The sequence below is a fragment of the Marichromatium gracile genome, assembly GCF_004343155.1.
Taxonomy (GTDB): Bacteria; Pseudomonadota; Gammaproteobacteria; order Chromatiales; family Chromatiaceae; genus Marichromatium; species Marichromatium gracile.
Genome location: NZ_SMDC01000004.1, coordinates 59,895 through 86,831 on the forward strand (window position 1 = coordinate 59,895; position 26,937 = coordinate 86,831).

Below are 26,937 nucleotides of genomic sequence, written 5' to 3' on the forward strand. Positions count from 1 at the left end.
CGGTCGGTTCGCCCATGGGCTCAGTCGCGCGCGGCGGGCGCGGCGTCGTCGCCATCGCCGCCACCGTTCTCGCCGCTCGAACCCGGCCCGGTCGCGGCGAGCGGGTCGCCGGGCGGCGTGGTGGTCTCCGGGCGCACCTGGATACCCGGGCGCACCTTCTGGATGCCGTAGAGCACGATGCGCTCGCCGGACTCGAGCCCCTCCTCGATCACCTGACGGGTACCGAAGCGCTGCCCGGTCTTGACCCGGCGGCGCTCGACCTTGTCGTCGTCGCCGACCACCAGCACATAACTGCCGCCCTGGTCGGTGAGCAGCGCCGCCTGCGGCACCACCACCGCCGAGACCGCCTCGCGCCGTTCGATCACCACGGTGACGAACTGCCCGGGCAGCAGCAGCTGGTCGGGGTTGGGGAACTGGGCGCGGATCAGCACCGTGCCGGTGGTCTCGTCGACCTTGTTGTCGAAGAAGTCGAACCAGCCGTCGTGGGGATAGAGCGAGCCGTCGGGCAGGCGGATCTGCGGCACGAAATGCTGCTTGCCGGGGGCGGCCAGCTCATCCGGGTCCTGTCCCTGACGTGCCCGCGCCCCGGCCTGCGCCAGCTCCAGGTACCAGGTCTCGGCGATCGAGAAGGCGACCTTGATCGGGTCCATGCGGTTGATGGTGGCCAGCACCCCGGAGGCGGGTTCGACCAGGTTGCCGACATCGAAGGCGGCCAGGTCGATGCGCCCGGCGATCGGCGCGCGGATCTCGGTGTAGTCGACGTTGAGCTGGGCCTTCTGGATGTCGGCCTGGGCGGTCTCGACCGCCGCCTCCTGCACCAACACCTCGGCTTGGGCCTCGTCGACCTTCTGCTGGCTGACGTTCTTGGCCTTGGCCAGCTCCTGATAGCGCGCGAGATCGACCTGGGCGCGGTTGAGCGAGGCCTCGGCGGCACTCAGTTGCGCCTCGGCCTGGGCAAGACTCGCCTGATACTGCTCGGGCTCGATGCGAAAGAGCAGATCATCGGTCTCGACCTGGCCGCCCTCCTGGAAGGCGCGCTCGAGCAGGAAGCCGGTCACCCGCGCGCGCAGCGCCACGGTATCGGCCGCGCGGGTCTTGCCGACGAACTCGAAATAGGGATTGACCCGCTCCTCGGTGACGGCGATCACCCCGACCGAGGGCGGCTCGGCGGCGGGCGGCGCATCACCGCCGGGGACACAGCCAAGGATCAGCAGCGAACACAACGACAACACCGCCCCCGAGCGACGGGCAGACCGGAGCGGCACGGCGCCGCGCGGCATCGAAACCATGGAACATCCTCCGCGCGAGGTGGCATGGGGGCGCCGGGCAAGGCGCCGGGTGCAACCGACCGAGCCAGACCGGACCGGGGAAGTCGCACACTCACTGGGGACAAGGTTAGCCCGCCACCGCAGCAACGCAATAACCTTATTTTCGCGCATGACGCGATCGCACATCGCGCCCTTATGAAAACAACCGCTTAGCCTCATGACGGCATGCGCCGGGCTCGGACGAACGCGCTCAGCCCGTCTCGGCAGCGCCGAGAGCGCTAACCACTCGCCCCATGCAACCCACAAGATCGGGGCGGTTTTGCTAGACTGACGCGACCCAAAATCCAACCTGCCCAGACCACCGAGACCATGCGCCTGCTGACCCTGCTGCTCGTCGCCCTGTTCGCGCTCTCGACCACTGCCTGCGGTGGCGCCGCGCGGGCCCAGAAACGCGCCTACAAGGCGCAGGAGACCGTCGCCAAGGAACGCCTGCGACTGATCGATGAGTATCAACGCTGTGTCGACAAGGCCGGCACCGACGCGCTCAAGCGCGAGGGCTGCGAGAGCCATCTCAAGGCCGCCCAGGCGCTCGACTGAGCGCGACGTCGAGACCGACCGCGGACACCCGGCGGCGGCGCCCCGGCGCGGCGGTGTTTGCCGTCCGACAACTTCGGTTGTAGGCTTGTACGGATGCGTTGGCGCAACCGGCTTGGCCAGCGGCGCTGCGCGCAGTCGCCGACCCGGCGCGAGCCGGTCGCACGCGGCGGCACATCGCGGCAGATGACCTCGCGGCCCGTGCCGACACCGCCCGGGCGCTAGCCCTTAGGTGGCGCATCACTGCCGAGCGGCGAAGAGCCGGCAGGCCCCGCAGCGACCACGCCGCCCTCCCCGTCGTCGTCCACCGCCGACGCGCCGCCCAGGCACCACCGGGCGCGCGCCGCGTCCGTGCGCAGTGCGACGGTGCTCGACGGCGGGCGGTCGGGCGCGGCCGATCTCGAACTACTGAACCAGATTGCGGACCCCCTGGCCCGCAAGGAGTGAGCCCCCTCATGCAGGGACGCCTGTGGCCCTTGGAAATCGTGCGTCTCGACCCCGTCGATCTGGGCGAGAACGACCTGCGCGCGATCGGCGTCGGCATCGACGGCCTGACCTACGCCATCAAGCGCAGCAGCGACGCCGCGCTGCTCCCCGCCACCGAGCTGATCTGCACCCGCCTGGCGCTGGCCTGCGACCTGCCGGTGCTCGGCGGCGAGATCGCGCAACTGCCCGACGGCACCATGGCCTTCGCCTCGCCCTGGGAGGGCGGCACCCTCGCCACCCAGGAGGCGCGGGTGTTGCTGATGACCAAGGGCGGGGTGTCGAGCCAGGTGCTCTCGGCGATCCTCGCCTTCGACCTCTTCGTCGGCAACCAGAACCGCCATCTCGGCAACTTCCTGGTGCGGCGCGACCCCAACCACAGCGTCGCCGCGGTGGTCGCCACCGACTTCAGCCGCGCCCTGCTGATGGCCGGCTGGCCGGTACCGATGCTCTCGCCGACCTGCAACACCCTGGTGGTGGCGCACGCGCTGATGCGCCTGCACGGCTTCGATCGCGACGCCGCGCTGCGCGTCACCGGCCGGCTCTACTCACTCCCCAACGATACCCTCGAACGCTGCTGTCGCGACCTGCCGCCGCACTGGCTGCCGCACGGCATCGCGGTCAAGCTCGACGACTGGTGGCGCAACCAGCGCATCGCCCGGCTCGAGCAGGTCGCCACGGTGATCGATCATGCCTTCTGAACGTCTCAAGTACGCCGTCATCCGCGTCGTCCCCGACACCCGCCGCGGCGAGACCGTCAACATCGGCGTGGTGGTGTTCCGCCCCGCGGGACTCGACGTGCGCCTGCTGCCCTCGCTGCACAAGGTGCGCGCGCTCGACCCCAGGTTCGACGAGCAGATGCTGCGCGACTACCCGCCCTACTTCTCTGCCCTGATCGAGGGCATCGAGCGCCCCGAGCAGCAGCACCAGGTGCTCGCCAACCTCGGCAGCATCCGTCTCTCGGCGCTCGGCGAGTTCCATCTCGAACAGGGCCAGGACTACGAGCAGCAGGTGCAGTCGATCCTCTCCGACCTGGTCAAGCCGCCGCTCAAGCACAAGCGCGTCGAGCCCGTCACCCGGCTCGAGACCGTCATCCGCCAGCAGTTCGAGGTGCTGCAGCTGCTCGCCAAGCAGGAGGACGACATCGACCGCGGCATGGTGGTGCCCAAGTACCCGATCGAGGGCCACGGCAACCTCTATGTCGACTTCGCGCTGCGCAAGGAGCGCTGGATCGTCACCGAGACGATCGACTTCAGCGGCTCGCCGAGCACCCTGCGCGGGGCCAAGTTCAAGGCCTCGGCGCTCAAGGCGCTGACCCTCGACGCCGCCGCGCGCAAGCTCAAGGGCGAGACCGTGCCGCTGGTCGTCTACCAGGCGGCCACCGACGAGATCCTCGAGGCGGTGCAGCCGAGCATCGACCTGCTCTCGGACTACGCCCAGCAGCTCTACAACTACGCCGACGCCGACGAGCGCGCCGCCTACTTCGACCGCATCGCCTACGCCGCCGGCCAGATCAAGGCCCCGCCCTACTGAGCGCGGCGCTAGTCCGCCCCGCCGACCTCGGCCCGCGCCCGCTGCTGCTCGCGCAGCAGATGGGCCAGCTCGTCGTCGATCGCCGCCTTGCGCCGCGCCTGCTGCACCGCACCCTCGCGCCGCACCGACTGCTCCAGCGCCACCGCCATCTCCATCGGCGAGCGATGGTCCAGCGCGCGCGACTGCGCGATCAAGCGATCGAGCGACAGATCCCCGGTCTCCGGCACCCGCAACAGGATGCAGGCCAGCTCGTGCCGGGTGAAAAGCTCATTCATACCTCTACCTCGTTAGCAACCGCGCCGTCCCGTGCGCCACCGTCGATGGGCATCGAACGACACCCGAGCGGGGCATTCTAACCGCTGGCGCCGGAGGGGGATGCAATCGGCTTCCAGCGATCAGCCGTCAGCGACCAAGCGGCAGGCGGCTGATCGCTGGCAGATGATTTGAACCGCAAAGACCCAAAGGGCACGAAGGGGGAGTGAGATCGTAGGATGGGTTGAGTGGCCATGCGAAGACACCGAAGGCCCGCCTGCCGGTCCGGGCCGAGCATGAGGGGACGCCCCTTGGATGGCGGATCGCGGTGCCCGGTGCTTTACCCCGGCTGGTGCAAGCTGAGATCCTTGCGTGTCAGTCCACCAGGAGCCGTTACGTCATGGATGCCCTGCTCAAGGGATTTCGGGACATCGCCCCGCTGCTCAAACACCCACTGGTGCTGGTCGGGTTCGGCCTGCTGCTGTTCTTCTGGTCGGTCAATACCCTGCTCGACAGCGGCATCATCCCGCAGCTATCCATCCCAATCGGTGGCGCACTCCTCCACCGCGTCATGCAATACGGCTTCACCATTGCGCTGCCGCTACTCGTGCTCGGGCTGGCGCTGCATTTCGTCAGGGCGGAACGACGCCCCTGGGTCTACGGCTTCTTCCTCTTGATCCTAGTGGTCGTGTTCGGCTTCGTCTGGAAGATACACGAGGCAGAATCGACGCCAGCCCCCGACGTCGAGGCCATCGTCGCGCAACTAGAGATCCGCTACGCGCAACGGGAAGCCGACCACCGGCAAACGATCGACGACCTCCGCGCGGAGAGAGACAGTTGGCGGGAACAGGCCCGCGAGGCCGTCGGCGCTCTGGCCGAACGTGCCAAGGCCCCAGACGCCCCGCCCCAGCTCGAACAGGCACTCGCCCAACTCGCCGAAGGCGAGACCGGCGCGGCCAAGGCGCAACTGCGCGAGATCGCCGAGCGCCACGAACACGCCCGACAACACGAGGCCAAGGTGGCCGCGGCCGCCTACCGCCACCTCGGCGCCATCGCCTTCCTCGACGACACCCAGCAGGCACTCGCCGCCTACCGCCGCGCCACCGCACTCGACCCGACCGACATGGCGAGCTGGAACCAGCTCGGTCATCTGCTCCACCGTATCGGCGAACTCGATGACGCCGAGGCCGCCTATCAGCAAGTCGAGTCACTCGCCCGGCAAGCGAATGACCAGGTCGCATTGGCGGCGGCCTACGGCAACCTGGGCATCGTCTACCAAACCCGGGGCGACCTCGATCAGGCCGAGGCGATGTACAAGAAGTCTCTCGCGCTCGAAGAAGCACTCGGGCGCAAGGCGGGCATGGCCAGCGACTACGGCAACCTGGGCATCGTCTACCAAACCCGGGGCGACCTCGGTCAGGCCGAGGTGACGCACAAGAAAGCCCTCGACATCTACGAAGTTCTCGGACACAAGGAGGGCATGGCCAACCAGTACGGCAACCTGGGCCTCATCTACCGAATCCGAGGCGACCTCGATCAGGCCGAGGCGATGCATAAGAAGGGACTCGAAATCGACAGAGAACTCGGGCGCAAGGCGGGCATGGCCAAGCACTACGGCAACCTGGGCATCGTCTACCAAATCCGGGGCGACCTCGATCAGGCCGAGGCGATGCACAAGAAGGCCCTCGACATCAACGAAGCACTCGGGCGCAAGGCGGGCATGGCCAGCCAGTACGGCAACCTGGGCCTCGTCTACCAAACCCGGGGCGACCTCGATCAGGCCGAAGCGATGCACAAGAAGTCTCTCGCGATCGAAGAAGCACTCGGGCGCAAGGCAGGCATGGCCAACCAGTACGGCAACCTGGGCATCGCCTACCAAGTCCGAGGCGACCTCGACCAAGCCGAGGCGATGTTCAAGAAGACCCTCGACATCAACGAAGCACTCGGGCGCAAGGCGGGCATGGCCAGCGACTACGGCAACCTGGGCTCCATCTACCACTCCCGGGGCGACCTCGATCAAGCCGAGGCAATGTACAAGAAAGCCCTCGCCATCGACGAAGCACTCGGGCGCAAGGAGGGCATGGCCAGCCAGTACGGCAACCTGGGCATCGTCTACCGAGTCCGGGGCGACCTCGACCGGGCCGAGGCGATGTTCCAGCAGTGCCTGACACTGTTCCAGGAGATCGGTGCCCGCGCCCAAGTCGAGAAGGCTCAAGCACTGCTCGACGGGCTGCGCGAACAGCGCCGACAGCAGGTCTCCGCCGCCCCCAGCGAGACGCGCTGAGGTGTTCTGGACCGTGCCGGGGACAACCCTCGATCATCGCCGAAACGGCGCGATGGCTTGATCTCCCCCACGCCATCGCGTCTGCCCCCCCGGCCGGGTCGCGCCGCGCCGGTCGAGGTCGACCGGGGCCGCGCGACGCCTTACGCCCGCGCAGGCCGCGCCGATGCCCTCCGCACCGAGCGGGCGGGACCGGCACCGAAGCGCGCCCGACACCGGCAAGGGCGCAACCGCGCCCCAGCCGGTCAGGGCTGCGGGGGGCCGTCCGTCCGTGCCGCCGCCACCCGCAATACCTGTGTCGCCCACTGGTTGAGGCTCTGCCCGGCGGCCTGGGCGGCGATCAGGGCGGCGCTGTGCACCTCGGGCGGAACGCGCAGCATCAGCCGCCCGCTCGCGGGTTTCTCGGGTGTCTTGCCGATGCTGGCACAGGTCTCCAGATAATCCTCAACGGCCTCCTCGAAGGCCGCGCGCAGGTCGGCGACGCTCGCGGCGTGGAAGCTGACGCGATCGCGCAGCCCGAGCAACCGCCCGACGAAGCAGTCGTCGCGCTCGTCGAAGTCGATTCTGGCGGTGTAACCCTTGTAATGCATGCTGTTCATGGCGTCACTCCGAGCTGTTCGAGAAAGGCGCGCGCCTCCTCGACCTGATAGGGCTTGGCGTCCTTCTCCGGGTGCGGGCGATGGAAGGTGGCGATGGCATCACCGCAGACGAAGCGCACGCGCGAGCCACGCCCCTCGACCACGCGACACCCGACCGCGATCAATAGCGCCTCGACGCGAGCCCACTCCAGCGAGCGCGTAGTCGGCTTCGTGAAGATCGCTTGAAGCGTCTTGCGGTGCTTGCTGTTCATGCAAGCAATCTAGATCTAGCAACACCGAAACGCAATCAAAAACTGCAATCAAGAAAAGGCCCAGCCTCGCTGGTAGACCAACCCCGAGCCGGTCGGTCGGCACCGCCAGAGCAACACGCCGCCCCGCCCTACACCTCAATCTCCACCGTCTGCAACACCGGCGCCGGTCCCTGGATCACCCCGTCTCGGATGTAGACCGGATCGCCGATGCTCCCCCTTCCCCGTACCTGGGCCTGCTCGCCGCTGAGCAGGGTGACGGTGCAGCCGTCGCTGCTGGTGGCGGTGATGGTGCCGACGTCGGTGGGCGGCTCAGGGAGGAGCTGGAGGAGACGGCGGTAGGCGTTCCAGGTGTTCATGTCGGGTGGCTCTCGATGCGGATGGATTGCCACACCTCGGGCAGGCGGCAGTCGAGTTCGACCGCGCGCGAGAGCCCGAGGCGGGTGGTGCCGCCCTCGGTGTAGCGGATGAGCTGGCCGGGGTGGATGATGCCGGTCTCGGGGTGGACCGGGGCGCGCAGGGTGATGTGGGCCTGGCGGCCGGTGTCGGCGAGCAGGCGCAGGCCGCGCTGGCGGGTCATGACGACATCGGTGGCGAGCGCATCGACGCAGGTCGGGGCCTGGGTGTCGCCGGCGCGCCCGGCGCGGCGCACGCGATCGCGCCGACCGCCCTCGCCGCCGGTGATCCACACCGCGTCGTAGTCCGGGCGCGCGATCCACTCGATGCGCTCGGTGTGACAGGCGTCCTCGGGCAGCGCGATGTCGGGGGTGGTCTCGGCCCAGGCCCAGGGCGGGCGCGGATACCAGGGCAGCAGGCGCAGCACCGGCTCGGTGTCGTGGCCCTGGACATAGCCGCCGCCGGCCTCGGCGATGCGCGCGGCGGCCTCGATGAAGGTGCCGGTGTGGCTCCAGGCGCCGGCCGGGACGGTCCAGTCCTCCAGTTGCCAGTCGAGCGTCCAGCCGATCGGCACGCCGTTGTCGGTGAGTGCCGCGTCGAGCAGTTGGCGGGCGCTGCGCGACTCGGCGTTGGTGCGCGCGCGCGGCGCGGCGTTTGGCGCACCGAGCACGGCGGCGCGACCACGGCCGCCGAGGTCGAGCCAATTGCTGCCGAAGGCTCGCGAGCGGGCGATACTGTCGAGACGCAGCCGGATCGGGTGGGCGTTGACGGTGGCGATCAGCTCGACGGCCTCGGGCTCGGCCCGGAGCCGCGCGAGCGCCGCGCCAGGCACCCGCGCCGACCAGCTCCACGCCCAGGCGTCGGCCTCGAGCGCGAGGCGCAGCGACTCGGCGGGGATCTCGGTGCCGTCGAGCAGGGTCAGGGTGGCGGTGTTTCTCACGAGATAGAGCCTCCGGATGGGGACGATGCGGGTCGCGGTCGGCGGCTCGGGCACCCAGGGCGGGCGTGGTCGCCCGTCGCAGCAGCCGGGTAGCTCGACATCAGTGCCGAGCGACGGGGTCGCGCTACAGGACACCCGGGTGCGTAGCAGCACCGCCGGCATGTAGCACGGCGTCCAGCGCCCGGGAAGCGGCCACATCGCTTCGGTGTGTGGGGTGCCGAGCGGGGTCTCGACGCGCCACGCAGCGTGGTGCCCGACATCGAGGTGGACGCTGATCGGGCGCGCGTCCTGCTGATCAAGCCGCAGCCGGTCGCGGGTGCGCTCTCGATCGCGGTGCCCTGCCCTAGCCGCGGCCTGGACCGGGGCGGCCTCGGTGTGCGGTGCCCGGGTCGCCCGCCGCAGCCGCCGGGTCTCGGCATGGGGCGCGGTGCGCGCGGCGCGGATCGGGCGCGCCTCGGCATGCGGGACCTGGGCGACCCGGCGCAGCCGTCGGGTCTCGCTGTGGCGCAGCCCGAGCGCCGGCCCCGGACGCGCCCGCGCCTGCCGGTGGCCGAGCGCTGCCGCGTGGCGGGTCGCGCGCATCTCGGTGCCGATGAGCCGCCAACCGCGGGCGGTGGCGCGCTGGTCACGCGCCGGGGCCTCGGCGCTGGGTCCGGTGGCGGCGGGGAGGGCCTGATCCCGCGCCAATGTGGCGCGACCGCCGAGCCCGAACGAACCCGCCGGCGACGGCAGTACACTGGCGAGACGCGCCCGCTGGACCGTAGCGACCCGGACGGCAAGCCCGAGACTCGGCGCAGAGGACGATAGCGTGGCGGTGACCCGGATCGGGATCGAGCGCTCGCGCGCTCGCAGCCGCAGACTCAGCGCCGACGCCGGCAGTAACACGCGCAGCCAGGAGCGATCCCGGGCGCCGCGCGCGACCATCTCCAACCTCGGACGTGCCGACGCCGGCACCACGGCCCGTAGCGTGGCGCGCACCACGTCCCCATCGGCGCACAGCCACACCCGGTCATCGAGCGCCGGTGGCTCATACCCCGCGAACAGGGTGACCAGTTGGCCGGGGGCGGGCGGCGCATAGACCACGACCGCCCCCGTCAACCCGATGCGGGAACGGTATAGGGACCGTGACAGACCGGGGCGCACCCGGTGGCGAGATAGGTGATGTCGTACTGCCCCGGCACCAGACGCACCGACCAATCGCCGGCGGCATCCGGGGTGGCGATGGCGACCGGCTCATGGCTGATCCAGTCGCGAACCAGCACCGAGTCGGCCGGGGTGCCGTCGCCACGACGCGCGCTGCCGTTGATCGGCTCGCTCGCCTCGCTATAGGCCTCGGCGCGATATCCGCCGTCGGTCAGCGTCAACAGCCGCCCCGGCGGCTCGAAGCCCGCCTCGTAACGCACGCCCAGGGTGACGCGCAGGTCCTCGACATAGCCGTGCCAGAAGTCACTCGGCGAGGCCCCGTCCCACTCCTGGCCGACGGAGAAGCGATCGGTCACCTCAAGGGTGTTGGGTGCGGCCGCCAGGTCGAGGATCCGCGTGCCATCGAGATAGACCTGCCAGGCCGAGGGACGACGGACCACGGCGAAGTGGAACCAGACGCCGATCGGCATCGCGGAGGGATATGACGTCGTCGCGGCGGCCTCGTCGCCGAAGTACTTGCTCGCATCGAACACCGCGCGATTGGCACCCAGCGAGGAGTGGAAGCCGAACAGCACGTCCTGACCGGCATTGTCCGAGGCACGGAAGAACCAGCCCTCGATGGTGAAGGCAGGCACCCCCGCCAGACGCCTCGACAAGTCGTTGATCGTCACATAGGCACCACTGCCATCGAGATAGAGCGCGCCGGCCTCGGAGCGCGCGCCATCGACCGAGACCATCGCGCCACCGCGCAGGGACACCGGTAACCTCGCCCCGGAGTAGTCGACCAACTGCTGGGCGCCATCGCCACCCCAACACGGCAGCAGCAAGACCACGTCGCGCCACATCGGATCGATCGCCATGCTCAGCCCTCCAGGATCGCGCTGGTCAGTCGGCAGAAGGCGCCGTTGTAGAGCAGCGTGTCGATCAACCGGATCTCGCCGGCACCGGCCTCGTCCGAAACCGTGGCATCGGCCCACCATTGCCCTGCCCCATCGGTGATCCGCGCCCAGGTGACGGAGGTTCCGACGGCGAGGTCTGCGCCGTCGATCTGCCCCTCGAGCGGGACATCAAGGACGATCCAATGGGCACCTTCGTCGACTTGGCCGGCGGCGGCGGTCAAGGTCAGGACGACCACCGGCGGCTCGGCGGGCGGGTCTCCCGGGCTGGCCGGCGGCGGGTCGCCATAGAGCCCGAGGGTGGCGCGTTGCGAAGACTCGACGAGCAGCGCGAGCGAGGCGTGCAGGGCCGGGAGCCGGCAGGCGGCCTCGCGGGTTGCGAGATGGCTGGGCGATAGCTCCATGATGTCCTCAGGGTCGGTCGATGTTGCCGAGCGCATGGATCTCGCAGCCATCGGCGGCGGCGGGGTCGGCGGGCTCGTCGGATTGCTGGATCGAGCGCGCGACCCAGAACTCGGCGATGGCACCGACGGTATCGATGCGCACCACGTTGCCGGTGCTCCAGCCGCCGCCGTTGGCCGCGGCGGGGATGGTCATGTAGGGGGCGCCGGTGCTGTAGGCGCCGCCGCCGAGGTCGATCCGGGTGCGCGGGTTGATCGGCGCGATGTCTTCGCCGCCGGGGGCGTAGACGCCCTGCCAGACGAGCCCGCGGTTCTCGCTGATCAGCTCCCATTGGTCGCTGGCCGCGTTGGCGCAGCGCAGCACCCAGCGGTCGGTGTCGCAGCCCTCGTTGGTGACCTGGATGGGGTGGTCGATCAGGTTGAGGGTGGCGGTAGCGGCGCTGCCGCTGGGGGCGTCGGCCCACGCCCCGCTCCAGCTCGCCTGATCCCAGGTCGCCGAGACCCGGGCGCGGCGATCGCCGATGATCAGGCAGCCGGCGACGATGGTCTCCCCGGCCGGGTAGTCGTGGGTGAGCGGGCGCGAGAGCGCGAGCCAGCCGCTGATCTGGGCATCGGTGACCTGGCGCAGGTCGCCGACGGTGTGGCGCACGGTGAGCGGCAGGGTGAGGCCGTCGAGGTCGGGGAACATGATCTGCCCGGAGGCGCGGTCGAGCTGGTAGCGATCGCCTTCGATCACCGCGCCCGTGGCGTCGGTCACCCGCACCCAGGCGAGCCGGGTGCGACCGATCGCGGTGGCCACCCCGGCGCTGGGGCTGAGGGCGGTCTCAGCGGCGTGGAGGATCATCACCAGATCGCCGGGGCGGTAGATCGGCACCCGGCCATCGGCGGGCAGCCGGGTACCGTCGATGCCGAGGATGTCGGCGTCCAGCGGCAGGTAGCTGTAGGCGACGGCGTTGTAGCGCAGGGTGGTGGGGTCGACCCGTCGAGGCACCCAGACCTGCGACCCGGGATGCTCCGGGTCATCCGCCATCGCCCCGAACGCCATCGCCGCCGTACCGAACTCGTAGTTGACTGACCCCGAGACGGCATCGCCCACGAGGTTGCCATCGGCATCGGCGCTCGCCGTGAGCCGCGCCCCGTCCTCGGCCGTGACCGTGATGCTCAGGGCCTCGGGCTTGAGCGGGGCGATCCGGGTGCGGAAGCTGGCCTCGGTCGCGACCCAGAAGCCATAGCGTGTCAGACAGGCGGTCACCGTGGGCGGTGCGTTGGCCCCATCCGACCACCAGGTCAGCGAGGCGATGCCGGTGTCGTAGTCGAGCGTGCCGAGCCGAAGACCGTCGCCGTCGTAGAGCACCCCCGTGCCGCGATCCTCGTAGCGCATGCCGCCCAGCGACAGGCGAACCGAGCCGGGTACGATCCGGCTGGTGTGGAGATGCGTCAGGTCGAGATCCAGCCCCCCGTCGAGGAGGTCGAGCACGATGGGGTCAGCGACGAGGTCGGACGAGGGTGCGCCGGTGGCGGCTACACCCAGGACCTCGTTCGTCGGGGAAGGGAGGGCAGACTGCCTCCACGTATACCAGTAGCCTGCCCTAGCGATGCTCCCGTCAGGATTGAGCACCGCTGGCGCCCAGTGCTGGTAATTGACCTCGATCGGGATGTTGAGCGTCGCCAGACCCGCCGCGTAGTCGATCGTCCCCACCGGCAGGCCAGTTACGGGCTCTGCGGGATCGCCCACCGCTTGCCCGGTGGCGACGACGAGCCCCCCCTCCCCGTCGTCATTGATCGTCACTGCGGCGCTAACAGGGTAGCTGTAATAGGCTGCGATACTCACGCCCTCGGGGGCGACGGAGCCGCCAAAGTCGAGCGTGTAGTTTGCCCCCAGCGCGGCCTCGACGCGTCGTTCCGCGGGCTGCTCCGGGTCGTCGGGGTCGGCGTAGGCATGGTCGAAGCGGATGCTGGTCTCCCGATCCGGGAGCTGGGTGAACCACAGCGAGCCCGCCCCGCTGGTCAGGTTGAGCACGCCGCTGACCCCGGCGCCGCTGATCGTCCCGTGGCCGTCCTCGGTGGCGGTGAGCGGGCTCCCGCCGCGCGTGAAGGTCACGACCAGTGAACCCGGGATATAGGGGACCTGCTCCAGCGCGAAATCGAGCCGCGCGCCGCGCGCGTCGGTATCCTGCGTCGCCCCGGCGCGAATCCTGTAGTGAACAGGGCTCGCCCAGGTGTACAGGATCTGCGAGCCCGCGTCTGGCAGTGCGCCGAGCGTGACCGCACTCACCCCGGTGGTGGCATCGATGGTCCCGGAGCCGAACGTGCTGTCCGATCCGCGAATGATGCCCGTGCCGTCATCGGTCAACTCGTACCAGTGCCCCTGGGCCATATAGGCGATGTTGAGCGCCCCCCGTTGTGGTACCGGGGAGAGGGTCTCGACCCAGTTCAGGCGGCGGTTCTCGGGGGTGACGGCGAGCGCTCGGGTGTGCGGGGCCTGGGAGACCTCGACCCGGTGTCCGCCCCCGGCATCGATCTCGGTGACGAGCTGGTCAGCCATGACCTGGTTGACCAGCGGCGTCTCGGTCTGGCTGGCCGGGACGAGCTGGCTGTAGAGGCTCGCCGCGCGCACCCGCAGATCCCCCGATTGGGCGGGCTCGGCCAGCGGCTGGGCGCCGCTGTAGCGCGCGGCGTCGGCCACCGTGGTGTCGCGCAGCCGCGCGCCCTGGTCGTAGTCGTAGAGGTCGTCGCGGCGCGGGGTGTGGCCGGCGAAGTCGTGGCGCAGCGCGTCCTTGAGGGTCAGGGTGACGACCCAGCGGGTGTAGTCGCCGTTGGCGTCGGTGAGGGTGGTCTCGACGGTCTCGACATCGGTCACCCGCACGTATTGCTCGACGGCATCGGCCGCGCCCTCGTGATGGATCAGCACCAGGGTCTTGCCGATCGGCGGCAGCGTGGTGTCGACGCGCTGGATGATGCGGATGGCGCGCATCCCGGCGATGTGGTCGTCGTAGAGCACGCCCGGCCACATCGGCCCCTTGTAGAGATAGGCCTGGACGCGGTCGGCGGCCTGGGCGCGGGTGTCGAAGGGGTCGGCGGTGCGAAACAGGGTGTAGCCGACGGCGGGGTCGCGCGGCAGCGCGGTGAGGGCGAGCTTGGCGCCGCCGTAGAGGCTGGTGTCGAGGCTGCGCACCGCCAGCGCGAGCTTCCTCAGGTTGAAGCGGCCGTAGGCGCGGTCGAGATCGGAGATGTCCTCGAAGACGTTGTTGAGCACGCCGTCGACGGCGCGCCCGGTGGCGGCGCCGCCGCCCTCGGGGACGTCGTCCATCACCTGACTCTCGACGAAGACGATGTTCTCTTCTTGGATGGGCATCGGTAGGGTCTCAGGCCGCCACGGCGGCGGCGGTTTCGAGTGACGCGAGGAAGGACTCGAGGGTGTCGGCGCTGGCCGTGTCGGCGACGCTGACGGTGCCGCCGGATGCGCCGTTGACGCTCAGACGCACGTCGATCGCGCGGCTCGCGCTCGCCGTGCCCGTGCTCCCCGTGGCGCCCGAGGTCGTGCCAGCGGTGCTCGCCGCATCGGTGCTGGTGCGTGCCGCGGACTCGGCCTCGAGGTTGGCCAGGGTCTCCTCGTGGCGCTGTCGCTCGGCGGCGATCTGCGCGGCCAGGGCGTCCTCGAGCGCCTGGTCCTGGGCGCGCACCGCCTCGAGCAGCCGCGCCTCGAGCGTGGCGATGCTGTCCTCATAGGCGCGATCGGCATCGCTCAGCGCGGCGCGGCGCGCGGCCTCCTCGGCCTCGGCCTCCGCCGCCTCGATCGCGGCCTGGGCCTCGGCCTCGGCGGCGCGCTCGCGCTCGACGGCCTGGATCTGCTCGAGCACCTCGAGCTGGTCCTCGAGCGCGCGGATCGCCTCGGTGTTGCCGTCGCGCTTGGCCTCGGCGAGCGCCATCTCGATCTCCAGGCGTTGCGCCTCCTGCTCGAGGAGCAGCGCCTGGAGTTGCTGGCCGTTGAGCTCGGCCCACTCGGCCTGCAGGTCGCGCAGCCCGGCTTGGGCTGACTCGGTGAAGTCGGCCATCTTGCGCCGCGCATCGTCGAGCGCCGCGCGCAACGGCTCCAGCTCCTCCTCGCCGAGGCGCTGGTTGGTGTTGATCAGGCGCTCGAGGCCATCGGCGAACGCATCGAGGCCGATCTCACCGGCATCGAGCTGGTCATTGAGCGCGGCGAAGGTGGCGCCCTGCTCGGCAAGCGCCTTGTTGTAGCCGATCTGGGCCTTGGCGGCGCGGACGGCCGCCTCTTCGCGGGCACTGAGCAGATCGACATAGCGGTTCGTGCCGATCGCATCAGTGATATCGAAGGCGTTCCATGCCTCCTGGAAGGCCTCGGCGGCGCCACTGGCATGGTCTGCCAGCGCCTCGGCCGAGACCCCGGCGGCGCGCAGAATCTGTTCGAGATCGCGCACGCTCGCGCCCGATTGCTGCGCTGATGCGTCCAACGCCTCCGTCGCCTCGGCGGCATCGGTGGTCTCCTCGGCGGCCGCTTCGGCGGAGCTTGCGGCGGCGCGATTTGCCTCGGCCAGTGCTCGCTTGTGGCGCACGGCTTCTTGCAGCGTCTGGATCTCGGACTCGGTGGCCTCGATGGCCGCGCGTTGGGCATCGAGCTGTTGCTGCTCTTCCTCGGTGACTTCACCGTCCACCGCGATCTCTTGCTGCTTGGCGGCAAGGAGCGCCTGCTGGGCGCCAAGCTCGGCCTCGCGCGCGGCGATGAGCGCCCGAATCCCGTCGATCTCGGCACGCGCCGCTTCTTCGTTCAGGCGCGCAGCCTCGGCGGTGTCGCCGCGCGCCTCGGCCTCCTTGGCGAGATTCTTCAGGTGGGTGACGCGCGCATCCGATTCGGCCCGTGCCGCCTCGGTCGCACGCTCGGCGGCTTCGAGTTCGCGCGCCTTGGCCGCGACCAGATCCGAGGTGGCGTCGGCCAGCCGCGCGGTATTCTCGGCGATCGCTTGCTTGAGTTCGGCATCTTGCTCGGCGGCGACATTGCCGGCCTCGATCTTGTCCTTGAGATCGAGGACATCGCCCTGAGCGGCCTTGGCTGCGGCCGACAGCTCGCCGGTGTTGTCCGCGCTTTGCGCCTGCGCCTGGGCGTAGGCCTCGGCCGCGACCCGGGCGCGCGCCTCGGCGTCGGCAAGTTGCGCCTGCGCCTCGGCCCCGGCCCGCTGCGCCTCGGCACTGGCCTCGAGCGCGGCGCGCAGGCGTTCATGCTCGGCGGCAAGCTCGGCGAGCTTCGCGGACTGGTCGCCATAGGTGTCGGCGGCAAGGCGTGCGGCGTCCGCCGTGGCACGTTCCTGCACGGCGAGCAGCTGCGCCTCTTGCGCTGTTGCCTGCTGGTTCTTCGCCGTCTCCTGCAGCGCGGCGATCTGGCCCTGTCGTACCGCGATCTGCTGCTCGATCTGTTCGGTCTCGGCACCCTCGACGGTCTTGAGGCGTTCGAGCTCGGCGATCGCCGAGCGGATCTTGGCGATGTGACCGGTCGTCACCGCGGTCTCTGCGGCGCGCGCCTCGGCGAGCCGCTCGCTCGTCTCGGCGCTGACGCGCGCGACCTCGGCCTGCGCCCGCATCGCCTGCTCGGCATCGCCGCTCAAGCGCGCGAGCTGGAGGTTGGCCGCGGCGGCATTCAGCGCGGCCTCGCCCTGGGACGCGACGACTGTGCTGTTCTCTGCCGCACGCTTCGCCGCCTCGGCGTGTGCGGACGCGCCTTCGAGCGCAGCGGTGGCGAGCTGCTGAAGTGTCGTCGTCGAGGCCGCACTGGCGGCTTCGAGCGCGACCTGTCGATCGAGATACGCCTGCCCCTCGGCGTTGTTCTCCGCGATGGCGGCGGTGTATTCCTCCCACGAGGGCAGCACGCCGGTGATCCATGCCGCCGTGGCACCGATGTTCTTCCCCAACGTGACGGTGCCCGCCGTCAACCCCTCGACCCCATCGGCCGCACGATCGATGACGGCGGTGAACACATCGGACAGACCGTTCTGCCCGACCTCGGTGAAGGTTCGAGAGAGCGCGTTCTGCAGGCGCGCCACGCTCGCACCAAGGGTGTCGACCTGCTCGGCCTGATCGAGGTCGAAGGTCTCGTTGAGGCCCTTGGCGAGCAGTGGCAACACGTCGGCAGCGAGCAGCTCGCCGCTCTCCAGCAGGGCCTCCAGCTCATCGGTGGTGAGGCCGCTGGCCTCGCTCAGCGCGCGCATCGCACCGGGCAGCGCGCCACCGAGCTGATCACGCATCTGCGCCGCGCTGACCGTACCGGCGTCGGCGATCCGCGCAACCGCCGTCAGGGCCTGCTCGGTCTCGGCGCTGGACTTGCCGAGCGTCCCCATGGCACTGACCACGGCGGTGAACACATCAGCACTGGCCTGACCGGCGAGCGCGGTGTCCTGGGTCGCCGAGGCGAAGCGCGCGTATTGCTGGGAGAGGGTCGCACTCGATTGGCCGAGTCGATCGGCCAACACCGCGGTAGCGGCCATCGCCTCGGCGGCGGCCTGTTGACCGCCGAGCACCTGGGCCAGGGCCCGCTGGGTGGTCTCGAACTCGGCATTGAGGGCGACGAACTGCTGCGCCAGCTCGACGACCTGCAGCGCCTTCATCACAGTGCCCAGCTTGCCGAGCGCGAGCGAGGCGCCCCCGGCCCCCTTGTCGGTCGCGCCGAGCGCCCCGGCAGCGTCGGCGCCCTCCTCGACCAGCTGGGCGGAGGCCGCGCGGGCACGCTCGATGGCATCGGTATAGACCCCGAACCCCGCGCCCGCGCGCCGCCCGGCCTGCTGGGCGCTGATGGCCCAACCATCGAGCGACGCACCGAGCTGACCGAACACCGACTCGACGGCACTGGCGTCGACAGCGATGCGGACCTTCAGTTCGAGATCGGAGAGATCAGCCATGCCGGTAGGATGGCTGGTGGTGAGGTGGGGGTCAGTCGAGACGGGTTAGTGGTCGTGGACGTGATGTCAAGCGGTGAGGCTATCTGGCTGTAGCGTCTACATCGAGCAGGCTCATTCATCCAATCTTCACCGAACGCAGTTTATTTTGAAGCATTCCAAGAATGCGAGCTTTACCCTTGATGAGCGCTGACGTCGGAAAGAAAAAACCGCCCATCAGGGCGGTTTAAACAACAGCGGACAAAGGGGCTAATCTGAGCCAATTACCCGCAAAAAACCAGACATCAACCGCCACCAGCGCCAATCGTCGAACGGCAAGAGCCAGGCAAGTATTTCGCTGGAACAGTACCACTACCGGTAGCGCCAGCACACTCAAATCCATAAAGCTGCGTCGGCATATCAGCGGTTGTCGCAGGAACACCGGCAGCAGTAGTTGGAGTGAGGACGATTGTAGTGCCATTCAACGCCGCATCAATACTGTTATCGGCGACTGTTACAGTGATGACACCATTCGCATCTGTCGCGACTGAAGCGACATACTGGGTGCCAGAAGATGACTCACAACCCCACGCATTTGCCGCAGGTGCTGTTGCTGCCGTTCCTGATTGATAGACTTCAGCAACCGTGGTTCGACACTGACTCGCCGCCAGAATGACCTCGGACATCTTGGCCTTGGCCATATAGTCCTGATACGCCGGCAGCGCGATCGCTGCCAGGATGCCGATGATGGCCACCACGATCATGAGTTCGATCAGGGTGAAGCCGGCCTGTAGTTGCTTCTTCATGGAGTGGTTCTCCGGTTTTGGGATGAACTGAGCCTGTCTCGTCGGGAGACGGGGCCGACATGGCGGTGCCGGTCCTGGTGCCCCTGTTATCAAGTTTCGGGCCAACCATGCGAGGTCTGTGCAAGCCTTTGTTTTTGCGATCAGGGGATGAGCGCGGCAGTGGCTGTCACCCGAACACCCGCGACAATCCACAGGCCCGCGTCCGGCCAGCAGGGGTGACAGTCCACAGACTGACATGCCAAGGGGGTGACAGTCGCGTCACCAGCCACCAGTCGCCAGTCGCCAGTCGCCAGCCATCAGCCGCCAGTGGGCGCGGGTCGGGGGCGGTGGCGCGGGACCGATCGGAGGGCGTGGGCGGTGACGGGGGACAGGGTCGAACCACGAAGGCACGAAGGACGCGAAGCACACCGCCAAGCGTCGGCCGGGCAAAGCGCGGCGTGCCCGGCGATCAGTCGCCAGCCACCCGTGAGGAGACCGGTTGACTGGCTCCCGCGCCACAGCTGGTCGCAACCGTCCGCTGCGGGGAGGCTGACCGCTGACGGCTGCTCTCCTCGCCTCTTGGCATGCTGCGCGACCTTGCGGTCCAATCCCCTGGCGACCGGCGACCGGCGACCGGCGACCGGCGACCGGCGACCGGCGACCGGCGACCGGCGACCGGCGACCGGCGACCGGCAGCTGACAGCTGGCGACGGGCGGCTTTTCCGCCTTGTCTCTTCGCGTCCTTCGCGGCGTTGCGGTTCTCCCCCCTGGCAACTGATCGCCGAAGGGGTCTCATCCTCGCCCTCGCGCCTTTGCGCGCCTTGACGCTTTGCGGTTCAATCCGGTCGGGGGGACGAGGAGGCGTCGCAGCGAGCGATGGCTCGGGCAGGGAGTGCCGACCACCACACGCAAACAACCCAACCTTGCCAATCAAACAGTGACCACTCGCCGGCGCGATGGTCGGCGACGCGTTGGGCGGTGTCGCGCCAACCCCAACCTTTAGGACCACGACCACGGACGGGCCAGCGTCGAGCAACCGGGAGAACACTGGAGATGCCATCGATCTGTCTGAACACCGCGAGCGCCGTCACCGGACTGAGCCGACGCACGCTGCAGCGCTACATCCAGGAGAGACGGCTGACGGCGATCCGTGACGGTGACGATGGCAAGACCCGGGTGGAGTTGAGCGCGCTGCTGACGCTGACCGGCACCAGGCTCACCGAGCCGGAGCGGACGCTGGCGCTCGCCGCCGACCAGGGCGACCCCGGCGCGCAGTACGAGTTCGGCGTGTGGCTGCTCGAACGCGCGCGCCCGCCCCAGGCGCGCGACTGGTTCCAGCAGGCCGCGCGCGCCGGACACGCCGATGCGATGTGTTGGCTGGGGCGCGATCTGGTGCTCGGCGAGGGCGGCACGCGCGACGAGGCGGCGGGCAGCGCCTGGCTGGGGCGCGCGGCGGCGCGCGGCTCGGCGCTGGCGCAGGCGCTGACTGCGGAGTTGGGCAGCCCGAGCGGGCTGCAGGCGCGTGCGCGCGAGGACCTGGGCGCACTCGAACAGCTGCTCGACGCCGCCGAGCGACGGGTGCTGCTCGAGGCGCTGCAGGCGACCGCCGGGTAGGTCTCTCGCGCGGACCGAAGTCAGGCCGCCGGCTGACGCCGCACCGGGTCGCGGCTCAGCGCACGTGATGCTCGATGATGGCCTCGATGTCCGCCGGCGCCCAGCGCGCGCGCCGATCGGCGGGGTGCATGCCCTTTCGGTTCATCTCCTCGGCGATCGCCGCCGGCGCGCGCGACGCCGCATAGCGATCGGCGATCAGCGCGACCTGTGAGCGGGCCGGTTCCTGGAGGTAGGGATAGCGCGTGCCGCAGTGCTTGCAGCGCCTGGCGTCGAAGGCGATCGGCTCACGGCACTGGCTGCAGGCGATCGACCTTGGCGCGAGCGCGCCCCGCCCGGGCCGGGGCGCGAGCGACGGCAACAACCCGACGACCAGACCGAAGGGCCCGAACAGCAGCCCGACCAACCCCCAGCCCAACACGTCCCGCCCGCGGGCACTCGCGATCACGCCGCTGAAGACCGGGAACAGGACCCACAGCATCAGCAGTGCCATTGTTCAGCCCCTCGCCGTCGAGGCCGGATCGCTCACCCCGGCTTCGGTCGCCCGATCGCGATTGTCCTCGGTGAAGGCCCAGACCAGCGCCCCGACCCAACCGAGGAAGGTCCAGCCGAGGAACAGATCGAGCACGAAGATGGCCACGGCCTTGGTGTGACGTCGCTCTTGCGCGACCAGAGCGGGGAGGAAGTACAGGACGAGCGCGAACACCATGACGCCCAGGTTGAGCAGCGCGGCCCAGGAGACGGATTCCACGGCCGTCAGCCCGATCAGCGTGACGACGAGCAGACCGACCAGGAGGATCAGCACCCCTCGGACGGCCATGCCAAAGACCTTGCCGACGGACAGCGTACCGCCCCCGCCGCCCCTGGCGCGACGCCCCCCGTCGCGCCTCGTCCGCACGCGTGCCGCGCTGTGCCGCACGCGACGAGGGCTCTGCCCGGAACGGGCCGTCTGGGGGCGGTGGCCCGGATGCCCGCCGTTCTCCGCCCCACAGTTGCGACAGACCCAGGTCGACGCGTCTCTCGCGACCATCGTCTGACACTGGCACGCGCGGCAACGCCGCCATTCGCTATCGTCGAGTGTATCGCCCATGCCCGCGCTCCTTTGCAAATCATCGGTTGTGCCACCCGAGAGACCCGCCCGGCCACGCGCACAGCACGGTCATCGGCCAGGCCAGGCCTCCACTCGGCAATATATAGCGCACGGTTCCATGCGGGGCGGGCGCGTCCGTCGCCGCAGCGCCGCCGGATCGACGCCCGAGCGTGTCGCGGCACGCCCGCGCCGAGCAGCAAAGAGGGTGGATGCCGAGACGGCATTGGGTGTCCAGCAGACGCCTGGTAGTGGATCGCCGAGCGGTGTTCCCGGTCGTTGCGCGCCTTGCAGCGGCAAACCCTGCAGACACTGGCCTTTCGTACAAACGGCAAGGCCGTTGCGCGGCACGATCAGACGATCGTGCCGCAGCGGCCGCTACCGCGCGACGACCATGAACACCTGATTGCTTGCGCGACTGAGGTAGCAGTCGTACCAGGTCGCACCGCCGTATCCACCGTAGCCGTTGCGCGCGTTCACCTTGATCGGCAGCCGTTGCGCAACGATCTCGCGATTGGCATAGGTGATGATCTTTGAGCCCATATCACCGATCTCGACGATTTCGGCGCTCGCAGGATCCTTGAAACGGGCCTCTTTGACGCAGTGCTCGGCAAGCGCCTCCATGCTCGGGCGAGACGTGTCGCGGGCCGAAGCGGCCCAGACCTTGACGCGCTCGGACTCGCCAGCACATGGCACCTGCGAAAACGTCACCGCCCCGGTGTCGGGGTCCGTGCACGTGTAGACGCCCGCCCACACCGCCGCTCACCAGAGCGTGGCGACGACGGTCAAGGTCATTGCTGTCCCGTGCATGATTCACCTCCCTTGCGATTGACCTGAGAGGCGTGTGGATCTACACCACCAGCAGCATCAAGGTCATCCGCCAATAGGGCGTCTGATCCGCGGCATAGAGCACAGGCTCGGCAAGGATGGCGCGTCCGTCACTATCGTAGCGCCAGCCGACCTGGTGGCTGTGGCCGTGGCGTTCGAGGGTCATCGCCAGCTCGGGGAGCGCGGCCCAGGCGCTGAGGGTGTCGAGCCGGTCGCGGTCGATCCAGGCGGCGTCCTCGGCCCAGGGGCGGAGGGTGAGGGCGCGATACTGCAGGGTGGCGACCTGCACCAGGGCCGCGCCGCCGAGGCTGGGGGTGATGCTCTGGCGCACGCCGGTGCGGGCGTGCTCGTCCTCCCAGTAGAGATCGTCCGGGAGGTCGACCCAGGCACCGCTGTCGAGCCGGGTGAGGCGCATCAGACCATCTGCACGCGGAAGTACCTGGAGCGGCCCGCGCCGGTCTTGGTCGGGTCGAGCAGCACCTTGCCGATGACCTCGAGCGCGGCGAACTCGGCACCGAGCATCGAGAGGTTGGTCGCCGCGCCGATCTTGAGACGGAAGATGTCGAGCACCACCGGGCTGTTGGAGTTGGCCTCGTTGAGACCGCCGAAGGACAGCTCGTAGACCGCGCCGCCGCCGGTCAGCGCCTCGACGGCGTCGTAGCCGTCGTGGCTGTAGTCGATCAGCAGCGGACAACCGGCGGGGATCGCACCGTCGAGGATCAGCACCCCCTCGGGGCGGACCTCGTAGTCGGTGCCCGCCACCGCGGCGAAGGCGCCGCGATGGGTCCAGGTGACGCTGCCATCGCTCACCGTCTCGCCCTCCCCGCCCGGCCAGCTCGGCTCGCCGACCCCGGTGGTGCCCGCGGTGGTGGCCGCGAAGAGCGCGCCGCCGGCCTCGACGTAGGCGCCGAGGGCGATCGCGGTCTCGCCGCTCCAGGGCGCTGCGGCGCTGCGCAGCACCACCGCGCTCGGCCCCGGGTGGGCGAGCCGGATCAGCCCGCCGGGGTGGGCGCGGTGGGCCTCGCCGCTGACGCTCGCTCCGGTGACGGCGTTGGTGGTGCCGTAGACGGCGCGGGCGAGGTTGTCGGGGTCGAGGTCGTGGAGGGTCATCTTGGCGCTGACGGCGGTGATGCGCGAGACCGAGGCCCACTGCCCGCCGCCGGGCTGGGTGTAGTCGGTGAGGGTCTTCTCCTCCTCGCTGATCTCCAGATCGAGCGCCGAGACGTTGCCGATAGCCTTGAGCGGGGCGTCGCTGCCGGCCGGGCGCAGATAGACCTGGCCGGCGTTGAGGGTGGGTCGATAGCTCTGGGTGGTGGTGCTCATGGGGCACTCCGTAGGATGTCGGTGGTGAAGGTCAGGGGGATGCGCTGCAACCCGGCCTGGTGCGCGGGTTCGGGCAACTCGACCAGGGTGAGTGGCCGGGCGGCCGAGGGCGGACGCCAGCCGAGCAGGGCGGCGAGCACGCGATCGACCAGCGCCCCGGCCTCGGCCCGTGCCGGTGCGCCGGAGCGCGGGCGGGCGACGTTGCGCGCGCCGACCACGACGCGCCAACGCTGCTCCAGTCGCACCGCCCGACCATCGGGGCGTGACTCGCACACCCGGCCGCCGTCGTAGACGACCACCACGCCGGCCCCGCCCCCCGGCAGGTCGCGCACGTCTTGCGGCGAGGCGCGATCACGCACCCGCGCGGTATCGCCGAGCACCTGCTCCAGGCGGTCGAGGATCTCCGGGCCGACGGCGAGAAAGCCCATCAGCACAGCCCGTCGAGGGCGCGCCGGGTCAGCCGCCGGGGGGCGCTGTCGAGCCGCGCGCCGAGGCGCGGCACGGGTGCCCCCCGGCCGAGCCGCAGCCGCCCGGCGGCGGCCTGTTCGAGCACCCCGATCGCCTCGGCGTAACGCACGCACACCGTCTCCGGGGCGTCGTCCGACCACAGGCGATAACGGGCGATGTCGCAGGCGATGCGCGCCAGCTCCTCGCGCTCGGTGTCGCTCAGCCCGGCGAGCGGCAGGCGATGGCGCACCCCGAGATAGAGATCCATTTGCCCACTGGCGGCGGCGAGCGCTTGGCGCAGTCGATCGAGGTCCGGCGCGTCGGCCCCCGCCCCGGCGGTCAGCTCGGTCAGCTCCGGGTGCGCGGGGCGGTCGTGGCGCGCGCGCAGGGCGTCGAGGTCGGCGTACATCAGCGCCCCTCCCCGCCCAGCCGCTCGACCCGCAGTTCGGGGTGAGCGGCGAGCGTGGCCAACTGCGCGGCGCTGAAGAAGCCGTCCGGGTAGCGCATGACCCGCGCCGGGTGACTGACCCCGCAGCAGTAGAGCCCGGGGCGCGCCGACTCGATGCGGCAGGCGGTCCCCGAGGCGGCGGGCGCGGCGGCGCGGCGGCGTGGTGTCGCGGCGGTCGTCATGCCGATCAGCCCTCCCCGGTCGAGCCCCAGGCGAGCTGCGGCAGGGTGTAGCCGGCAACCGCATCAGCCTCGATCGAGAAGATGAACTCACCGCTGCGCACCACGTGCGAGTCGTTCGGGTCGGTGACCTCGGCGGTGGTCGGGCGCTTGCGCTGCACCAGCACGATCGGGCGCAGCCCGCCGGCCTCGCCCATCAGGAACCAGGCGGTGTCGCTCGTCAGCTCCTCCCACACCTCGACCTGCACCACGCCCTTGTAGGGGTTGGGCTTGCCGTCCTCGAGGCGGTCGTTGGTGGCGAGCACGTTGGCGACATCGGCCAGCGCCGTCGGCACCAGCAGGCGAATGTCGCGGATACGCACCGGGCGGCCGCGGTCGTTCTTCATCCCGCGCAGCGCCTGCAGCCCGGCGCCGAGCGAGGCGATGGCGGCGGCCTGGGTGGCGGCGCTGAGCGGCGTGGCGCCCATGTTCGAGTAAGTCGCCGGGGTGCCGTCCTTGTGCTCGGTGGGGTGGTCGGTGGCGAAGAAGGGCTTGCCGTCCCAGCAGGTCGCGGTGAACGCGTCATTGATCGCGTCGGCGACGCGCTCGTCGGGGAAGTAGGCCGCAAGCTCCCCCTGGCTGGTGGCCTGGATGCGATAGATGCCGAGCCGGTCGGCCTCCAGGTCGCGACGCTTCACCGCGATGCTCGACTCGTACTCCTCGCAGGTCAGGCTGTAGGTGTGCGCGGCCATGGCGTTGAGCACCTTGTCGCCGACCCACTTGCGCCAGTTCGGCAGCGACCCGACCCAGTCCATCTTCTCGACGATCTGATCGGTGTCGAGCACGGTGGCGAAGTGCTGGTGACGGGTCTCGGCGGCGGCGAGCGCGCGGTTGAAGGTCGCCCGCACGTTGCGGAAGACCTCCTCGACATTGGTCTGGTTGATGAGCATGGTGGTCAGACTCCGATCCTGATCCAGACGCCGAGCGGCTCGACGTCGACGATGCGCCCGGCGCGACTGCGCGTGCCGCCGCCATCGCTCAGCGCCACCGTCTGATCGTCGACGATGTAGCCATCGGCGCCGATGGCGGTGCGGTCGATCGCCTCGGCGGCGACGTAGCGGAAGACGCCGGTCTCGACCAGCACGCTCACCGCGCCGGGCTCGGCGCCGCCGGCGACGTGCTCGACGAAGCGCCCGACGGCGGTCAGCCCGGTGGCGCTCGCCCCCGGCGTGGCGTGACCGCTGGCGTCGAGACAAGCGATGGCCCCGGCGTGACAGACGACCCCAGCGGCCACCGGGAAGCCGTAGTCACGGCCGTCGCGGCGCGGGGTGTCGCGATCGGCGGTCAGCGCGCTCATGCCGCACCTCCCCAGCGCTCGAGGTCCTCGGCGCCGAGCCCGAAGGCGGCGGCGATGCGCCGCTGCGCGGCGTCCAGGCCAGGCGGTGTCGCGGGCGGCGCGCCGCCCGCGCCGGGAGCGGTGCCGACCAGCGCGGGAGCGGTGTCGAGATAGGCGCGCAGCCGTTCGAGGCCCCCGGCGGTGGCCGCCTGGGCGCGGTGATAGTCGACGGTGGCCGGGGTGATGCGGGCGCGGTTGAGCCCCTCGGCGATCAGCGCATCGATCTCGCGCGCCAGCTCGGCGCGACGGCCCTCGGCCAGCGCCTGCTCGGCGGCCTGGGCGCGATTGAGCGCGGCGTCGAGATCGGCGCGCGGGGCGAAGCGCGCCAGATCGGGCGTCGCCGCCTCGGTCCGGGCGTGGTCGAGGCGGGTGCGGAGTGCCTCGATGGCCGTTACGGCCTGCGCGGGCGTGGCGCCCTCGGGCAGGTCGAGGGCCTGACGGATGGTCTCATCCATGGCGGGGTCCTCGGGTCGGGTGCGCTGGTTGAGCGCGGGTAGGCGGAGGTTGGGTTGGTTGGTCAGGCCGACGGAGAGCAGCCGGGTGACGCGCCCCTCGGCGTCGAGCCGATAGGCCGGGCTGTAGTAGCGGTAGGCGCGCGCGCGCACCGCCTCGGCGCCGGCGGCGGTCCAGGCGACACGCCCCCACACCGCGCCGTCGCACAGCGCCAGCGCGCTGATCCAGCCCGCCGCCGGGGCCTGCTCGCCGCGCGGCGCGCGCAGATGGGTGGCGTGCTCCCAGTCGAGCGGAATCTCAGCTTCGGGCTCGAAGGCGGCAACCACCGCCTCCGGGCGATCGTTGCGATAGGCGCGCCCGTCGCGCCCCGCGATCTCTCCGGCGGGTACCAGCAGCAGCCACTCGGGCGGCGCGCCGCCGGCGCTCGGCGCCAGCGCCTGGGCGCATGCGGGGGACGACGTGAAAGGGTGCGATTCCATGCCGTCA

27 protein-coding genes are annotated in these 26,937 nt (G+C 70.2%); 5 read left to right on the top strand and 22 right to left on the bottom strand.

Annotation, left to right across the window (positions count from 1 at the left end; genetic code table 11):
• Positions 1 to 20: 20 nt before the first annotated feature.
• On the bottom strand, positions 21 to 1,289 hold the full coding sequence (locus EDC29_RS07835; RefSeq protein ID WP_223806096.1) for an efflux RND transporter periplasmic adaptor subunit: 1,269 nt from the start codon (positions 1,287 to 1,289) through the stop codon (positions 21 to 23).
• A 348-nt stretch (positions 1,290 to 1,637) separates the two neighbouring features.
• Between EDC29_RS07835 and EDC29_RS07840 the strand changes: the two genes are divergently transcribed.
• The 3 genes from EDC29_RS07840 to EDC29_RS07850 all read left to right on the top strand — a co-directional run bounded on the left by EDC29_RS07840 (position 1,638) and on the right by EDC29_RS07850 (position 3,878).
• Positions 1,638 to 1,865, top strand: a complete 228-nt coding sequence (locus EDC29_RS07840) for a hypothetical protein (RefSeq protein WP_123141501.1) — start codon at positions 1,638 to 1,640, stop codon at positions 1,863 to 1,865.
• 452 nt (positions 1,866 to 2,317) lie between these two features.
• Complete coding sequence (locus EDC29_RS07845) at positions 2,318 to 3,046, top strand: hypothetical protein (RefSeq protein WP_123141500.1); 729 nt, start codon at positions 2,318 to 2,320, stop codon at positions 3,044 to 3,046.
• Complete coding sequence (locus tag EDC29_RS07850) at positions 3,036 to 3,878, top strand: DUF3037 domain-containing protein (RefSeq protein WP_123141499.1); 843 nt, start codon at positions 3,036 to 3,038, stop codon at positions 3,876 to 3,878. Before EDC29_RS07845 ends, EDC29_RS07850 begins: the two co-directional genes overlap by 11 nt.
• A gap of 8 nt (positions 3,879 to 3,886) precedes the next feature.
• On the opposite strand, the gene EDC29_RS07855 is transcribed toward EDC29_RS07850, so the two are convergent.
• Positions 3,887 to 4,153 carry a hypothetical protein gene (locus tag EDC29_RS07855; RefSeq protein WP_062273843.1) on the bottom strand — a complete coding sequence of 89 codons (267 nt, stop codon included), beginning with the start codon at positions 4,151 to 4,153 and terminating at the stop codon, positions 3,887 to 3,889.
• Between the two features lie 377 nt (positions 4,154 to 4,530).
• Between EDC29_RS07855 and EDC29_RS07860 the strand changes: the two genes are divergently transcribed.
• On the top strand, positions 4,531 to 6,414 hold the full coding sequence (locus EDC29_RS07860; protein WP_132229279.1) for a tetratricopeptide repeat protein: 1,884 nt from the start codon (positions 4,531 to 4,533) through the stop codon (positions 6,412 to 6,414).
• Between the two features lie 242 nt (positions 6,415 to 6,656).
• Here EDC29_RS07860 and EDC29_RS07865 read toward each other — a convergent pair whose 3' ends face one another.
• From EDC29_RS07865 to EDC29_RS07905, 9 genes are all read right to left on the bottom strand, one after another.
• Complete coding sequence (locus tag EDC29_RS07865) at positions 6,657 to 7,010, bottom strand: type II toxin-antitoxin system HicB family antitoxin (protein WP_062273848.1); 354 nt, start codon at positions 7,008 to 7,010, stop codon at positions 6,657 to 6,659.
• Positions 7,007 to 7,261, bottom strand: coding sequence for a type II toxin-antitoxin system HicA family toxin (locus tag EDC29_RS07870; RefSeq protein ID WP_132229281.1), 255 nt, complete (start codon positions 7,259 to 7,261; stop codon positions 7,007 to 7,009). Before EDC29_RS07870 ends, EDC29_RS07865 begins: the two co-directional genes overlap by 4 nt.
• Positions 7,262 to 7,389: 128 nt before the next feature.
• Complete coding sequence (locus EDC29_RS07875; protein ID WP_132229283.1) at positions 7,390 to 7,617, bottom strand: hypothetical protein; 228 nt, start codon at positions 7,615 to 7,617, stop codon at positions 7,390 to 7,392.
• Positions 7,614 to 9,692: a hypothetical protein gene (locus tag EDC29_RS07880; protein ID WP_132229285.1), complete on the bottom strand. Its 2,079-nt coding sequence runs from the start codon at positions 9,690 to 9,692 to the stop codon at positions 7,614 to 7,616. The genes EDC29_RS07875 and EDC29_RS07880 overlap by 4 nt, the downstream gene beginning before the upstream one ends.
• Entirely contained in the window at positions 9,689 to 10,597 is a 909-nt protein-coding gene (locus EDC29_RS07885) for a LamG-like jellyroll fold domain-containing protein (RefSeq protein ID WP_005225105.1), read from the bottom strand. The genes EDC29_RS07880 and EDC29_RS07885 overlap by 4 nt, the downstream gene beginning before the upstream one ends.
• Positions 10,598 to 10,599: 2 nt before the next feature.
• Entirely contained in the window at positions 10,600 to 11,037 is a 438-nt protein-coding gene (locus EDC29_RS07890; RefSeq protein ID WP_132229289.1) for a hypothetical protein, read from the bottom strand.
• Positions 11,038 to 11,044: 7 nt separating this feature from the next.
• A complete protein-coding gene (locus EDC29_RS07895) occupies positions 11,045 to 14,389 on the bottom strand; it encodes a hypothetical protein (RefSeq protein WP_243695637.1) in 3,345 nt (1,114 codons plus the stop codon).
• 10 nt (positions 14,390 to 14,399) lie between these two features.
• On the bottom strand, positions 14,400 to 17,939 hold the full coding sequence (locus EDC29_RS07900) for a tape measure protein (RefSeq protein WP_132229291.1): 3,540 nt from the start codon (positions 17,937 to 17,939) through the stop codon (positions 14,400 to 14,402).
• A 281-nt stretch (positions 17,940 to 18,220) separates the two neighbouring features.
• Positions 18,221 to 18,721, bottom strand: coding sequence for a pilin (locus tag EDC29_RS07905; protein WP_132229293.1), 501 nt, complete (start codon positions 18,719 to 18,721; stop codon positions 18,221 to 18,223).
• A gap of 1,032 nt (positions 18,722 to 19,753) precedes the next feature.
• On the opposite strand from EDC29_RS07905, the gene EDC29_RS07915 reads away from it, so the two are divergent.
• On the top strand, positions 19,754 to 20,314 hold the full coding sequence (locus EDC29_RS07915) for a tetratricopeptide repeat protein (protein ID WP_123141496.1): 561 nt from the start codon (positions 19,754 to 19,756) through the stop codon (positions 20,312 to 20,314).
• 55 nt (positions 20,315 to 20,369) lie between these two features.
• Here EDC29_RS07915 and EDC29_RS07920 read toward each other — a convergent pair whose 3' ends face one another.
• The 11 genes from EDC29_RS07920 to EDC29_RS07965 form a co-directional block, all read right to left on the bottom strand.
• Entirely contained in the window at positions 20,370 to 20,804 is a 435-nt protein-coding gene (locus tag EDC29_RS07920) for a zinc ribbon domain-containing protein (protein ID WP_132229295.1), read from the bottom strand.
• Positions 20,805 to 20,807: 3 nt separating this feature from the next.
• Positions 20,808 to 21,401, bottom strand: coding sequence for a superinfection immunity protein (locus tag EDC29_RS17470; RefSeq protein ID WP_243695638.1), 594 nt, complete (start codon positions 21,399 to 21,401; stop codon positions 20,808 to 20,810).
• Positions 21,402 to 21,776: 375 nt separating this feature from the next.
• Positions 21,777 to 22,154 carry a DUF4124 domain-containing protein gene (locus tag EDC29_RS07930; RefSeq protein WP_190287982.1) on the bottom strand — a complete coding sequence of 126 codons (378 nt, stop codon included), beginning with the start codon at positions 22,152 to 22,154 and terminating at the stop codon, positions 21,777 to 21,779.
• Between the two features lie 94 nt (positions 22,155 to 22,248).
• Positions 22,249 to 22,641, bottom strand: a complete 393-nt coding sequence (locus tag EDC29_RS07935) for a hypothetical protein (protein WP_132229299.1) — start codon at positions 22,639 to 22,641, stop codon at positions 22,249 to 22,251.
• Positions 22,641 to 23,549 carry a phage tail tube protein gene (locus tag EDC29_RS07940; RefSeq protein WP_132229301.1) on the bottom strand — a complete coding sequence of 303 codons (909 nt, stop codon included), beginning with the start codon at positions 23,547 to 23,549 and terminating at the stop codon, positions 22,641 to 22,643. The genes EDC29_RS07935 and EDC29_RS07940 overlap by 1 nt, the downstream gene beginning before the upstream one ends.
• Complete coding sequence (locus tag EDC29_RS07945) at positions 23,546 to 23,977, bottom strand: phage tail terminator protein (RefSeq protein WP_132229303.1); 432 nt, start codon at positions 23,975 to 23,977, stop codon at positions 23,546 to 23,548. Before EDC29_RS07945 ends, EDC29_RS07940 begins: the two co-directional genes overlap by 4 nt.
• Positions 23,977 to 24,405, bottom strand: a complete 429-nt coding sequence (locus tag EDC29_RS17270) for a DUF1320 domain-containing protein (protein WP_165913459.1) — start codon at positions 24,403 to 24,405, stop codon at positions 23,977 to 23,979. Before EDC29_RS17270 ends, EDC29_RS07945 begins: the two co-directional genes overlap by 1 nt.
• Positions 24,405 to 24,626 carry a hypothetical protein gene (locus EDC29_RS17275; protein WP_165913460.1) on the bottom strand — a complete coding sequence of 74 codons (222 nt, stop codon included), beginning with the start codon at positions 24,624 to 24,626 and terminating at the stop codon, positions 24,405 to 24,407. Before EDC29_RS17275 ends, EDC29_RS17270 begins: the two co-directional genes overlap by 1 nt.
• Positions 24,627 to 24,631: 5 nt before the next feature.
• The gene (locus EDC29_RS07955) at positions 24,632 to 25,552 is read right to left on the bottom strand and encodes a Mu-like prophage major head subunit gpT family protein (protein ID WP_132229307.1); all 921 of its coding nucleotides are present in this window, start codon (positions 25,550 to 25,552) and stop codon (positions 24,632 to 24,634) included.
• A gap of 5 nt (positions 25,553 to 25,557) precedes the next feature.
• On the bottom strand, positions 25,558 to 25,959 hold the full coding sequence (locus EDC29_RS07960) for a hypothetical protein (RefSeq protein ID WP_132229309.1): 402 nt from the start codon (positions 25,957 to 25,959) through the stop codon (positions 25,558 to 25,560).
• A complete protein-coding gene (locus EDC29_RS07965; RefSeq protein WP_132229311.1) occupies positions 25,956 to 26,930 on the bottom strand; it encodes a phage protease in 975 nt (324 codons plus the stop codon). The genes EDC29_RS07960 and EDC29_RS07965 overlap by 4 nt, the downstream gene beginning before the upstream one ends.
• Positions 26,931 to 26,937: the final 7 nt, after the last annotated feature.

Coding starts and splice junctions, on each gene's coding strand:
- EDC29_RS07835 (WP_223806096.1), bottom strand. CDS start 1,289: ATGGTTTCGATGCCGCGCGGCGCCGTGCCGCTCCGGTCTGCCCGTCGC.
- EDC29_RS07840 (WP_123141501.1), top strand. CDS start 1,638: ATGCGCCTGCTGACCCTGCTGCTCGTCGCCCTGTTCGCGCTCTCGACC.
- EDC29_RS07845 (WP_123141500.1), top strand. CDS start 2,318: ATGCAGGGACGCCTGTGGCCCTTGGAAATCGTGCGTCTCGACCCCGTC.
- EDC29_RS07850 (WP_123141499.1), top strand. CDS start 3,036: ATGCCTTCTGAACGTCTCAAGTACGCCGTCATCCGCGTCGTCCCCGAC.
- EDC29_RS07855 (WP_062273843.1), bottom strand. CDS start 4,153: ATGAATGAGCTTTTCACCCGGCACGAGCTGGCCTGCATCCTGTTGCGG.
- EDC29_RS07860 (WP_132229279.1), top strand. CDS start 4,531: ATGGATGCCCTGCTCAAGGGATTTCGGGACATCGCCCCGCTGCTCAAA.
- EDC29_RS07865 (WP_062273848.1), bottom strand. CDS start 7,010: ATGAACAGCATGCATTACAAGGGTTACACCGCCAGAATCGACTTCGAC.
- EDC29_RS07870 (WP_132229281.1), bottom strand. CDS start 7,261: ATGAACAGCAAGCACCGCAAGACGCTTCAAGCGATCTTCACGAAGCCG.
- EDC29_RS07875 (WP_132229283.1), bottom strand. CDS start 7,617: ATGAACACCTGGAACGCCTACCGCCGTCTCCTCCAGCTCCTCCCTGAG.
- EDC29_RS07885 (WP_005225105.1), bottom strand. CDS start 10,597: ATGGCGATCGATCCGATGTGGCGCGACGTGGTCTTGCTGCTGCCGTGT.
- EDC29_RS07890 (WP_132229289.1), bottom strand. CDS start 11,037: ATGGAGCTATCGCCCAGCCATCTCGCAACCCGCGAGGCCGCCTGCCGG.
- EDC29_RS07895 (WP_243695637.1), bottom strand. CDS start 14,389: ATGCCCATCCAAGAAGAGAACATCGTCTTCGTCGAGAGTCAGGTGATG.
- EDC29_RS07900 (WP_132229291.1), bottom strand. CDS start 17,939: ATGGCTGATCTCTCCGATCTCGAACTGAAGGTCCGCATCGCTGTCGAC.
- EDC29_RS07905 (WP_132229293.1), bottom strand. CDS start 18,721: ATGAAGAAGCAACTACAGGCCGGCTTCACCCTGATCGAACTCATGATC.
- EDC29_RS07915 (WP_123141496.1), top strand. CDS start 19,754: ATGCCATCGATCTGTCTGAACACCGCGAGCGCCGTCACCGGACTGAGC.
- EDC29_RS07920 (WP_132229295.1), bottom strand. CDS start 20,804: ATGGCACTGCTGATGCTGTGGGTCCTGTTCCCGGTCTTCAGCGGCGTG.
- EDC29_RS17470 (WP_243695638.1), bottom strand. CDS start 21,401: ATGGGCGATACACTCGACGATAGCGAATGGCGGCGTTGCCGCGCGTGC.
- EDC29_RS07935 (WP_132229299.1), bottom strand. CDS start 22,641: ATGCGCCTCACCCGGCTCGACAGCGGTGCCTGGGTCGACCTCCCGGAC.
- EDC29_RS07940 (WP_132229301.1), bottom strand. CDS start 23,549: ATGAGCACCACCACCCAGAGCTATCGACCCACCCTCAACGCCGGCCAG.
- EDC29_RS07945 (WP_132229303.1), bottom strand. CDS start 23,977: ATGGGCTTTCTCGCCGTCGGCCCGGAGATCCTCGACCGCCTGGAGCAG.
- EDC29_RS17270 (WP_165913459.1), bottom strand. CDS start 24,405: ATGTACGCCGACCTCGACGCCCTGCGCGCGCGCCACGACCGCCCCGCG.
- EDC29_RS17275 (WP_165913460.1), bottom strand. CDS start 24,626: ATGACGACCGCCGCGACACCACGCCGCCGCGCCGCCGCGCCCGCCGCC.
- EDC29_RS07955 (WP_132229307.1), bottom strand. CDS start 25,552: ATGCTCATCAACCAGACCAATGTCGAGGAGGTCTTCCGCAACGTGCGG.
- EDC29_RS07960 (WP_132229309.1), bottom strand. CDS start 25,959: ATGAGCGCGCTGACCGCCGATCGCGACACCCCGCGCCGCGACGGCCGT.
- EDC29_RS07965 (WP_132229311.1), bottom strand. CDS start 26,930: ATGGAATCGCACCCTTTCACGTCGTCCCCCGCATGCGCCCAGGCGCTG.